The 12531-nt window shown below is 36.2% G+C and carries 5 protein-coding genes; all 5 read left to right on the top strand.

Annotated features, from left to right (window positions below; all coding sequences use genetic code 11):
* Window positions 1-2 precede the first annotated feature (2 nt).
* The 5 genes from KKI44_RS05725 to KKI44_RS05705 all read left to right on the top strand — a co-directional run bounded on the left by KKI44_RS05725 (window position 3) and on the right by KKI44_RS05705 (window position 12378).
* The gene (locus KKI44_RS05725) at window positions 3-1127 is read left to right on the top strand and encodes a TonB-dependent receptor plug domain-containing protein (RefSeq protein WP_214590242.1); all 1125 of its coding nucleotides are present in this window, start codon (window positions 3-5) and stop codon (window positions 1125-1127) included.
* Window positions 1128-1226: 99 nt separating this feature from the next.
* Window positions 1227-3998 (top strand): hypothetical protein, encoded by a 2772-nt coding sequence (locus tag KKI44_RS05720; RefSeq protein WP_214590241.1) that lies wholly within the window; start codon window positions 1227-1229, stop codon window positions 3996-3998.
* Between the two features lie 3 nt (window positions 3999-4001).
* On the top strand, window positions 4002-8570 hold the full coding sequence (locus KKI44_RS05715; protein ID WP_214590240.1) for a TonB-dependent receptor plug domain-containing protein: 4569 nt from the start codon (window positions 4002-4004) through the stop codon (window positions 8568-8570).
* Window positions 8571-8747: 177 nt separating this feature from the next.
* Window positions 8748-10754: a vWA domain-containing protein gene (locus tag KKI44_RS05710; protein WP_214590239.1), complete on the top strand. Its 2007-nt coding sequence runs from the start codon at window positions 8748-8750 to the stop codon at window positions 10752-10754.
* A gap of 13 nt (window positions 10755-10767) precedes the next feature.
* On the top strand, window positions 10768-12378 hold the full coding sequence (locus KKI44_RS05705) for a DUF4139 domain-containing protein (RefSeq protein ID WP_214590238.1): 1611 nt from the start codon (window positions 10768-10770) through the stop codon (window positions 12376-12378).
* The last annotated feature ends 153 nt before the right edge of the window (window positions 12379-12531 follow it).

Raw genomic sequence — 12531 nt, 5'->3', positions numbered from 1 at the left:
CAATGGAAAACAATTCAATAGATAAAACATTCAACGAGGCTTCTAAAACACTGGAAGAACCTGCGACTTTTCCTGGGTTTGATAAAGTTTGGGCGAAAGTGGAAGAAAAATTAGACAGAAAAGAAGAAAAGAAGAGTAAAATAGTTCCGATATGGTTTCCTTACGGTATTGCCGCAAGTTTATTAATCGGATCTGCAATCTTTTACTTTTCCGGTAAAAAAGAAAAAGCGGAAGTAACCCAACAAATTATTGCAAAAAATATAATTTCCGAAAATAAACCTTCTGTTGTTATTTCAGAACACATCCAAAAAGCTGACAGTACTATAAAAGCGAACATTCAAAAGGAAACTTTGCCTCCTGTAACGATGGCTGCTGAAGCTCCGCATGCTATGATTGCAGCGCCACTTCCGGTAATTTCTTCCGTTCCGGCAGCTTCTCCAGCACATGGCGAAAAACCTGAAATTCCTGAAAAAATCGATAAAATAATTCAGGAGGTTCCAAAAAATCAAAATACAGAAGTGGTAATTGCGATGGGAATTAAAAAAGAGAAAGCTTCGATGGTGAATTCTCTGGATCCATCTTCATCACTGAAAAAGAAACTCACGGATCTTAATGCTGTTGCAGATACCGCAGAAGCAGTCTATTCTACCAATCCGTATGATCTGAAAGAATCTTCTCAGGAACCTGAAATTCTGGCATACAATAAAGGATATCTTCAGGCAAAACAATCTGTTGCAGGAAATTATCAGGGCTTGGCGAATAAGATAGGGAACAAAGAAGCAGTAAATTCAATTCGTGGTGCAGCTTCAGGCGTGAATATCAATTCAATTTCGGGAAGACAGGGTTCCGGAAAAGTGGATATCTCGATCAGTTGTGAAGGTTCATCCAAAACCAATAACAGTCCGCTGTTCGTTATCAACGGAAAGGCAACAGATTCCGAACTTTTCAAGAGAATTGATCCTAAAAAAATAGAATCCATCCGTGTTTTTAAAGCAGACACAGCAACCGCACTTTTCGGAAACCAAGCCGCGAATGGAGCTGTTCTGGTGGAAACAAAAGACATTTCCCGAAAAGAAAAAAGAATGCTGAAAAGGCTGCTTAAAAAAGAAAAACTGCTGAAAAAGTAGCTCTCTAAACCTCCAAAACTAATATTCATTCAATATAAATCTGAAAAAAGAAATTTCTTCGGAGGTTTCTTTTTTCGCCTTTTAATCAACAAAAATACCATGAAGAAGTTGTATTGTCTGCTTCCGCTGCTTGCGGTTAACTGCCTCTTCGCGCAGAATTCTCAACGGTATTATTCCGGAATATTTTTAAACGAAAAAGAAAAGCCACAGAATTTTTTAAAGGTTCTGAACAAAAACAGCGGAGTTTATGAACTTACCGATGAAAAAGGCTTTGCCATCATCGCAGCAAAAGATTACGATACTTTGGTTTGGAACAACGGTAAAAACAAAGCGGTTGTATACGGAACCCGTGAGCTGAAAACTATTTTGGAAAGTCAGATAGAGAAAAGAAGTGTTCAAAATATTCAAAATAATACGTATGACAGCTTGGTTTCAAAAGAGCGGAAAAATGAATTTAGTATAGAAAACTCAGGACAAAACCTGAAAGTTAATTTGTTTGATTATTATTCCATCAGAAACCTAAAAGAAATCGATAAGAATCTCATCAGTTTAAAAGGACGAACCCAGAAATTTTTGTTTTTAAACGGAAGTTTTACCACTTCAGCGGAAGTAAAAAGCAGAAATTCCGTTCCGAAAACCCAGAATCAATATGTTCAGGGAAGATATGAAAACGGAGAACTGGTTTGGAAAGGTCCCGAAACCAATGAAATGTTCAGTTTCGGACCGGATATTTCAACTTTACAGTTTGATAATCAGCCTTATGAATATGATCAGAATGGAAAACTCATTCCTCTCATGAACGGAAATTCTCCCGCGAAAGCTTATGACAACGACATTTTTAAAACGACAGTTGGGTACAATAATCAATTGAGGCTGAATCTTTTTTTCAAAAATCATCAGTACTCTTATGATGAAAAATTTCGGATTTCACTGGATCTCGGACAGCAGAAAGATCAGATGTATTTCATGGATCAGCACTGTATTCTGAATTCTTTTAAAACAAAACTAAGTTCGAAAATTTTAAAATTTAATGTAAATGCGGCTTTTATATATGAAGAAAATAAAGCGACAAATTCCAACAGGATTGGCTTGTTCAACAGAGTTTATCAGAATTCTTTACTGACGCCGGTTTCTTTTTCGAATGCTCAGAAGATCTTTATTACCGATGGTTCGCAGAGAAGCTACAGCAAGTTTGCAGACAATCCTGAATTTTTATTTTATGAAGATAATCAATACAATTCCAGAGATAAAAGAAGACAGTTCAACTTCGGAATTTCGCGGGACTGGTATCGTTTTAAGCTAAATGTCACACAATCTTATGAAAACGATTTTTTCCTGAATCTGGATCGTTATAAACCTTCAACGTATGGTTTTCCCGAAGGTCTGCGAAATGGGAGAAAGCAAAACAATAAATTGTATAATTCCAGTATTTCAGGAGAATATTCGATAAATGAATATCGTTGGAACCATCGCTTTAATCTCAATTTTATTGTCAATAACAACAGATCGGAGATTGATAATACTTTGAACAGTAAAAATTATATTTACCAGAGAACTTCGCAGGATTATATCTTTGAGTACGGATTAAATTATAATGGCTACGGAGATTTCGAAATGGGACTGAATGCAGGAAATTCTTTCTACATTTCAAATACTTCGCTTAAAAATAATTATTTCCTTCCTAAAGTGGGAGCATATTTTACTTTTAAAGAAATATTCAACTGGAGAAACATCAATTTTAAAATTTTAGGAGCCTACACTCAGCTAAGCTCGGAGCCGGAAATCACAAAATCGTATGCTTCTTACGCAACCACTTTGCTGAATGCGCAGAATTCCAATCAGTATTTTCCGATTCAGGAAGTGGAAACCTTTAAAAATCTGTCGAATATTGATTCTAAAGAATGGAAAACGGGTTTCAGGCTGACTTCAAGATACAATTTAGGCATTGAAGCAGAATATTTTCAACGGAAAATCAGCAATGATATTTTTCCGGTTTTTGAAAATGGCAATTTAAAACTGAAAAACCTTGCAGATCACACGTACCGCGGACTGGAAGTGAATTTCTTTTTTGATAATGTTTATCTGGGTTCAGATTTCAGGATGAGCCAGAAAGCTTCATTTTTTAAGTACAGAGATATTGTGGATCGGGTAAATTCGGGGTATAATAATACAGCGGTTTCAGGTTTTAAAGACATTTACAAAACATTGTCGGAAGGTGAAGTTCTGGGAGCCGTTGTAGGAAGTTATTTCGAAAGAAATAACAACGGAGCGTTGATAATTGATGAATCCGGTTATCCTAAAAAAGCGAATGGTTCCAAAATAATTGCAGATCCCACACCGGATTTCGTCGTTAAATTCACTCATAATTTCACCTATAAAATGTTCACTTTAGACATCAACTGGGAATGGAAAAAAGGCGGACAGGTATGGAACGGAACTCAGGCTGTTCTCGATTATTACGGACGCTCCCAAACTTCCGGAGACGACAGAAATATTAAAAATTATGTTTTTCAGGGAGTAAATTCCGGTGGAAATCCCAATCAGATTCCTGTTGATTTTTACGATCCCAATCAGGACGTTTCAAAAAACCGATGGACGAGATACGGATATTTGGGCGTTGCAGAAGACTATGTTCAGAAAGCGGATTATGTGAGAATTAATGCGGTTTCTCTAACGGCAAAATTCGATGTCGGGCAATTTAAAAAAGGTTTGGGAATTACGTTCTATGTGAATAATATCCTTCTTTGGCAGGCGAATCGTGGCGCAGATTCCAATCAGAATTTCTATGATTCGGATAACGGAAGAGGACTGGATTTTTTCAATCTTCCGTCGTTTAAAACTTTTGGCTGTATGGTTTCATTTCAATTTTAAGGTATGAATTTCAAGGTTACAACATCTATTTTAGGATTATTTTTTCTGGTTTTTGCTTCTCTGTCAAAAGCTCAGGAAGCGTTTAAAAATTTCGAAAAAGAAAAAACGTACATCCAGACCAACCATGTTTTTTATAAACCCGGTGAGGAAATGTACTTTAAAATTTACACGGTAAAGGCAGAAAATAATCTTCCCGCCGATCAGAGCAAAGCCGTCAATTTTGAATTGACTGATCCAAGCGGAACAGTCGTAAAAAAAGCCAGATACGAAATTACAAACGGTTATTCAGAAGGCTATTTTTATTTTAACAGCGACATGAAGGGCGGAATATACAAATTGCGCGCTTTCACGAACTGGATGCAGAATGAAGACGGAAAAAATGCTTTCGAGAAAGAAATTACCCTCCAAAAAATTGTTTCGCCAAGAATTCTGATGAAACTGGAATTTCCCAAAAAAGGATATGGAGCAGGAGATGAGGTTCTTGCCGATTTTTCAATGAGAAGTCTCAGCAATCTTCCGATTCCTTTTTACGAAGGAGATTACACGGTAATGCATAACGGTGAAAAGATTTCAGAGGGAAAGCTGATAACAGACAAAGAAGGGAAAAATCAACTGAAATTCAGACTTCCGGCTGTTTTAAAATCTTCTGATGCACTGTTAACCATTAAAATCAATTTCGACGGCTTTACAGAATCCATTTCACGAAATATTCCGATTGTACTGAATCATCTTGATATAAAATTCATGCCGGAAGGAGGAACTTTCATTAATGGAATTGAACAGAATATTGCCTATAAAATTCTGGATGAATTTGAAAAGCCTGTCGATGCAGCTTTGGAAATTTTTAACCAAAATCATCAGAAAATTACGGAGACTACAGCATATAATTTCGGGATGGGAAGTTTTCTTTTTACTCCAAAAAAAGGAGAAAATTATTATGCTAAAGTATTGAAACCTGAAAATATTTCAGCCGTTTATCCGCTTCCGATGGCAAAAGATGAAGGAATCGTTTTCAATATCAATAAAGAAAATCAGAAGATTGTTTTTAAAATCCGATCAAAAGATGAAAAGGATGTTATTCTCAAAGGAAATTTCCGTGAGAAAGAAATGTACAGCAAAACCATTTCATTAAAAAAAGGATTGAATGAATTGGAACTTCCGGAAAATGAACTTCCTATCGGCATTTGCAGATTCACGGTGTTTGAAGGTGATATTCCTTTGGCAGAACGCATCGTCTTTGCGAATGAAAACAGACAGATGAATGTGAAAGTAAAACCGGTAAAGCAAAATTACCTTCCGAGAGAAAAAGTAACTGTGAATATCGAAACCACCGATGAAAATAACAAACCGATTCCCGCAAATCTCGCTCTGAGCGTTGTGGATGATAAACTATGGACGTATGCAGACGATAAGCAGAACCATATTCTTTCGTGGCTGCTGATGGATTCTGAGCTGAAAGGAAAAATTGAAAGACCACAGTTTTATTTCGATAAAAAAGAAGAAAAAAGAACCAGAAGCCTCGATTTGGTAATGCTTACCAACGGTTACCGATATTTTGAGATGACTCCCGAAGTGATCAAAAACAGAAAATACAAATATCTTCCCGAAAAGAAAAATCCCATCTACGGAATTGTAGAAGATGAAAAAGGAAACCCTGTAAAAGCCGATGTGTATTTCCTTGGGGACGGTAAAATCCTGAAACAGACGACTTCTGAGAACGGATTGTTTTATTTTTATGATCTTAACAGAAGTTATTCCAATAAGCTGATTGCGAAATCTGTACAGCCAAAACAGCAGGTGAAAATTCGGATTTTATCTTACAGACTGGCAATAAATCCTTTGGCTGCAAAATCTCTGAATAATATTAATGTAGAAGAAATTGTAAAGGAAACCGTAAAAGAAGAAGGTAAAATAAAACTGCGTGAAGAGGCTGAAAAGGAAATTGCGAAAACGGCTTCCACAGAAAGAACAAAATCTTCCTCCGAAAACAAACGTTCCCGATCGGTTTCAAGAGGAAGCATGAGAAGTGATACCATAAAATCTCAAAATATAGAAGAGGTTGTCGTGACGGGAGCAATGGGAATGAAGAAAAAAGAATGGCTTACCAGTTCTGTAACTATGCTGAGAACTGAGGAAATTCAGAATCCAAGCATTACGTCTTCTTTAGCCGGAAAAGTTTCGGGACTTGTTATTACTCCCACCAATCAGCCGGGAGGTTATCTCAATGTGCAGATCAGAGGAAATGCTTCTGTTGCCAATAAAAATCCGCTGTTTGTCGTAGATGGAGTTCCTGTTGAAAATTTTAAGACCATCATTAATCCAAATGATATCAACAGTATAACGGTTTTAAAAGATGCCGCTGCAACCGCCATTTATGGGAACAGAGGTGCAAATGGGGTGATCGTCATTAATTCTTTGAAGAACTTTCGCACTCAGATAAAATTTGATGTAACGCCGAAATCATATTATGCATTGGTGAATATTCCCAATGACAGTCTGGTTTCGTACGAATACACAAGAAATTTTTCTTATCCTGTCTACAAAACGACAAACACTTCTTACAGACACGATTATCGCGAAGCTCTGTATTGGAATCCTGTAGTAGAAACAGGAAAAAACGGAAAAGCACAGGTTGAATTTTATAATTCCGATGCCAGTTCTACTTTCAGAATCATGACGGAAGGAATTTCCTCTTCAGGTTTAATCGGGCGTGATGAAACAACCTATGCCGCTCAAAGTCTGATTTCAATAGATGCGAAACTTCCGCAATATCTTACAAGAACAGATCAGATGATGATTCCGGTGGTGGTTAAAAATAATTCTCCGGAAACCAGAAAGATAACGATGGACGTTATTGTTCCGAATCGTGTGAATGTGGTAAAATCAGATAGCGCGATTACTTTGAAACCTTTGGAATCAGGCAGATTATTTGTGAAAATCCAGACCAATGAAGTGTTGGAATCGAATATTCAGTTTACCGTAAGATCAGAAGATTTCAGAGAAACTATGATCCTTCCTTTTAAAGTTGATGAAAAAGGATTTCCGCACCGCTATTCAGTTATCAATAACAAAACAGAAGACCTTAAAATTGATATTCCGGATTATATTGAAGGCAGTTTCTTCTCGTCTTATTATGTGTATGAAAACAATGCACTGCAGATGTTTGAAAATATGGAACGCCTGAAAAGAGAACCTTACGGATGTTTTGAACAGCTTTCTTCAACCGTTTATCCAAATATTTTCATTCTGGATTATTTAAAACAGATTAAAAAAATTACGCCGGAAACCGAAAGTCTGGTCATCAAAAATATGAAAAAAGGCTATCAGAAAATGCTGAGCTATAAAAACCGCGACGGCGGATTCACTTACTTCGGATCTTCGGAATCGGATGTGGCGCTTTCTGCTTTTGCATTGCTTGAATTTAGAGATCTGAAAAAATATGTGAATATTGAACCTAAAATCATTCTGGATCTTACGTCTTTTATTTTATCTAAAAAAAATCAGAACGGAATGTTTGAGGTAAGAAGAGACTATGAAAAAAGCATTCCATATTCAGATTTTGCATGGTCGAGAAATATGTATGTTTTGTATGCTTTGTCTAAAACCGGGATCAGAAATCTGGATGATGCCTACGAAATCAATCTGAAACGTGCTTTGGCTACAAAAGATGCTTATCAGTTGGCTTTAATGGCAAATATTTCTTCCGATCTGGGCAAAAATCAGCAGTATAAAGACTTGATAGCAATTTTAAACAATCAGTTTGAAGGGAAAAGTTTAAAAACAAAAACTACTTTTACAGGTTCCGGAGGATTTTCTGCAAATGCAGAAACACTTTCACTTTATCTGATGGCTTTGCAGAAAGATAAGCAGTTGAGCCAGTTAAAAATTGCAGAAGTTGCAGATCATTTAATCAATTTCAACGGATATTACGGTTTCGGTTCCACTCAGGCAACAACTTTGGCATTGGAATCATTATCAGAATTTTTCGCCAAAAATGAAAGATTATACGGAACCGACAAACCTGCAATAAAAGTAAACGGAGCTGAAATCGGGGTTAATAATTCGGTGGGTTCTGCTTTTAAAAACGGAGAAAATACAATCAGCGTCAATTATCCTACACAAAGAGGACTTCCATATAAACTGGATTACGAATATTACACGTTAAAAGCTCCTAAAAGTGCAGAAATTCCTTTAATTCTGAATACAAGATTAAAATCTGAAACAACTAAAACAGGCGATACAGACCGAATGATAATTACCATTCAGAATAAAATAAATAACCAGCTTCCGATGGTGACCGCGAAAATAGGAATTCCGGCAGGATTAACTTTACAGAATGCTTTGCTGAAGGATCTTTTGGATAAAGGACAGGTTTCTTATTATGAAATTTTTGATAATTATCTGGTGTTGTATTGGGAACATTTTGATGCCAATGAAATAAAAACCATCAATCTGGATCTTAAAGTGGAATTTGCAGGAGAATATACAGGAAAAGCAAGCAACGCATACCTTTATTATATGCCGGAAGCAAAATTTTGGAATGAAGGAATAAAAGTCAGAATTCAGCCTTAAAGCTTATTTTAAAGTTGTTAAATTTTTAGTTGTTTGAATTTTAATTAATTAAATTGGGAAAATGAAGAGGGTAAAGTTTTAACAAAAAAACATCAAATCCGCTGCAACTTTTCCGAAAATCTGCATCCTTAAAACACAGAAACGGAAAATAATTATACTTTCAGAAAAATAATACATATGAAAAAACTAGGAACTACCATATTGGCTTTGATGTTAATAATGGGCTGTAAAACCAAAACAGCAACAGATCATCAAACTGAAAAAGAGAAATTAAGCATTGAAAAAGACAAAGATCAGGACGGAGTTAAAAACCGAAAAGATAAATGTCCTGAAATCGCAGGACCGATAGAGAATAAAGGTTGTCCGTTCCCAGATATGGACGGCGACGGTGTTCCCGATAAAGAAGACCAATGCAAAGAAGCTGCGGGACCGATAGAAAATAACGGCTGTCCTTTTTCTGATACCGACGGAGATGGAATAATAGACAAAGATGATGCCTGTCCGACGGTTGCAGGACCCGCAGAAAACAACGGCTGTCCTTGGCCGGACACAGATGGCGACGGAATCCTGGATAAAGACGATGCGTGTCCTACCGTTCCCGGATTACCGGAATATAACGGCTGTCCGAAACCAAAATCGCTTACTGCGTCAGAAATTTCCTATTCTCCGCGAAATTCCTATACTCTTGGAAGATCGTATCAACTTCAAGGAAAAGTATACAATAATCATATAGGAACTAAAAAAGGGAAGAAGAAAGTTGCCCGGAAAGGTGATTATACGAATGAAGAATATGATGCTTTAGTTGAAAATCCGTTTGAATTAACAAAGAATCAGCCACTTTCCACATTTTCTATTGATACAGACAACGCTTCCTATTCTAATCTAAGAAGAATGATTGAGTATGGGGAAGTTTATAAAAACGCGGTGAGAGTGGAGGAGATGATCAATTATTTTAAATATGATTATCCGCAGCCAAAAAACAATCAGCCTTTTTCTATCAGTACAGAATTGGGAAAAAATCCATGGAATCCTAATCATCAGTTGCTGAAGATCGGCTTGAAGGGGAAAAATATTCCGATGAATAATCTTCCTCCTTCCAATATTGTTTTCCTGATTGATACTTCCGGTTCTATGGCTGCGGAAAATAAATTACCGTTGCTAAAATCTTCTTTGAAAATATTACTGGATCAGCTAAGACCGGTAGATAAAGTGGCAATGGTGGTGTATGCAGGAAGTGCCGGTGTTGTATTGCCTCCGACATCGATTTCTGAGAAAGGAAAAATTATTGAATCTTTGGACAGATTGGAAGCAGGAGGAAGTACGGCGGGAGGAGCAGGAATTGAACTTGCCTATAAGTTGGCGCAGGAAAATTTCATCAAAAACGGAAATAATCGGGTGATTTTAGCAACAGACGGAGATTTCAATGTAGGAGTTTCTTCAAAAGGTGATCTTGAAAGTCTGATTGAGGAAAAAAGAAAATCAGGCATTTTTCTTACATGTTTAGGGTACGGAATGGGAAATTATAAAGACAGCAAAATGGAAACACTCGCTGATAAAGGAAACGGAAATTATGCGTACATAGATAATCTGCAGGAAGCCAACAAGTTTTTAGGAAGAGAATTCGCCGGAAATATCTATACAATTGCTAAAGATGTTAAAATTCAGATTGAGTTTAATCCTAAATTCGTAAAATCTTACCGATTGATTGGATATGAAAATAGAAAACTGAGAAATGAGGATTTTACAAATGATAAAATTGATGCAGGAGAATTAGGAAGCGGACATACAGTAACGGCTTTATACGAAATCATTCCTGCTAATGTAAATTCTAAGTTTTTACCTAAACAGAATAAACTTAAATATACTTCAAATTCTGTCAGTCAAAAGTCCGGAAATGAACTGGGAACTGTTAAATTCAGATATAAAAAACCTCAAGAAACAAAAAGTGCAGAAATTATTCATGTCATAAAAAATACTGCCTCTCAGAAAGAAAGCAATGATTTTCAATTTGCGTCATCGGTTGCTTGGTTTGGACTGGTTTTAAGAGATTCAGATTTAATTACGAGAAAGAATTTATCCGAGATCGAAAAAATGGCGAAAGAAAGCAAAGGCGAGGATAAAGAAGGATACAGAAAAGGATTTGTAAAAATGATTCAGGATTATAAAAAGATAAAAAATAATTAAGTAGTAAAATTATATGAAAAAACTCATCATTATTGCTCTGTGCAATATTCCATTCCTTGCCTTCGCACAAAAACCCGTTTTTGCAGAGGCAAAATTAAAGTCTGTTACTTTATACGAGCAGTCTGCAGAGCTGTACAGCAATACTATGTTTAAAATTCCGAAAGGAAGCTCCGAAGTCGTCATTACTAATATCGCACAGAACATTGATGAGAATACCATAAAAATAGGTTCGAAATCTAAAGTTTCGGTTCTTACCTATCGGTTCACAACAGATGAAAGTATTTATAAAGTAGAACTGGATAAAAGAAATCCCCAACATAAAATTGTTTTGGACAGCATTTCTCTTGTGGAGAAAAAATTAAAGGATCTGGACTTTCAAAGAGCAGCATTGTCTAACAGTATCGGTATTCTAGATAAAAATCAAACCATTAATGCAGGTTCTACCTCATATTCTAAAGAACTTGAAAAATTAATTGATTACTATCAGAAAAAAAGAACAGACCTTAGTATACAGTTGGATCAGGCCGAAACGTCATATGCTCTTTTTACTCAAAAGCTGGATAAACTAAGAAGCAGATTTGATCTCAACAATCAGGAATTGGAAAAATATCCGAAAGGAAAACTGATTCTGCAGGTTTCCGGCGATAGCTCAGAGGACGTTAATTTAGACATCAAGTACAGCATCCGGGACGCTTTTTGGAAACCTTACTACGATGTGTTGATTCCTGATATTAATTCTAAAGCGCAGCTGCTGTACAAGGCAATGGTTAGACAGAATTCAGGACTGGACTGGAAGAATGTGGAGCTGCATCTGGTTTCCGGATATCCTAATGTCAAAAAAACAATTCCTTCTTTATCGGAGTGGAGTTTGTTTTATCAGGAACCTTTAATTGCTTCTGCACCGGGAATCAAAATAAATCAGGCAGAAAACTATAATTCGGGAAGAACATCTGCTGTGGCAGAAGTAAATATAGCAGAAGTTGCTGTTCTTGGATCGAATGTTTCCAGAAATCAGCTGAATGTCGCTTACGACCTCAAAGATCTTTATACTATTTTATCAAATAATCAGGATAACAGCATCAATCTGGACCGTACAGAAATTCCTGCGACATATACTTATTATTCAGTTCCTAAAGTGGATAGAACAGTTTATCTGATTGCAGAACTAGATAATCTCGATAAATACAACCTTATTAATGCGGAAGCGAATGTTATTTTCGAAAATACCAATGTCGGAAAAACTACGCTTAATGCAGAAAACACGGATACTAAACTTCTGCTGACACTGGGCGATGATAAAAGAATAAGTGCTAAAAGAGAGGTGATTAAAGATAAAACCATGGAAAAGAGTATTTCCTCTTCTAATAAGGAACAGCAGTTTGCCTATCAGTTTACCATCCGAAATAATAAAAGTGAAAAAGTAAAACTCAGAATTAAAGACCGAATTCCGGTGTCACAGGATAAGCAGATCATCATTACGCTTGTTAACAAAGGCGGTGCATCTTACAATGAAGAAACGGGAGAACTTATCTGGGAAATAACTTTAAATGCCAATGAAACAAAAAAGATGGAATTTTCCTTTAAAGTGAATTCACTCAAAAATAGAGTGGTTTTGGGACTTTAATGGATGAAAATAAAATGAAATAGAGCAAAATAGTAAATTAAAGTTAGTGTTAACAGGCATTCTCACAGGATGTCTGTTTTTATTTTAAATAAACTTTCAAAAATTATTGAAAGTTCGAAAATTATTATTACATTTGTATCAGAAACTAAAAGT

Source organism: Chryseobacterium sp. ZHDP1 (assembly GCF_018603435.1).
GTDB lineage: Bacteria > Bacteroidota > Bacteroidia > Flavobacteriales > Weeksellaceae > Chryseobacterium > Chryseobacterium indicum.
This window is presented reverse-complemented; position numbering and strand designations above follow the sequence as displayed.

Coding starts and splice junctions, on each gene's coding strand:
- KKI44_RS05725 (WP_214590242.1), top strand. CDS start 3: ATGGAAAACAATTCAATAGATAAAACATTCAACGAGGCTTCTAAAACA.
- KKI44_RS05720 (WP_214590241.1), top strand. CDS start 1,227: ATGAAGAAGTTGTATTGTCTGCTTCCGCTGCTTGCGGTTAACTGCCTC.
- KKI44_RS05715 (WP_214590240.1), top strand. CDS start 4,002: ATGAATTTCAAGGTTACAACATCTATTTTAGGATTATTTTTTCTGGTT.
- KKI44_RS05710 (WP_214590239.1), top strand. CDS start 8,748: ATGAAAAAACTAGGAACTACCATATTGGCTTTGATGTTAATAATGGGC.
- KKI44_RS05705 (WP_214590238.1), top strand. CDS start 10,768: ATGAAAAAACTCATCATTATTGCTCTGTGCAATATTCCATTCCTTGCC.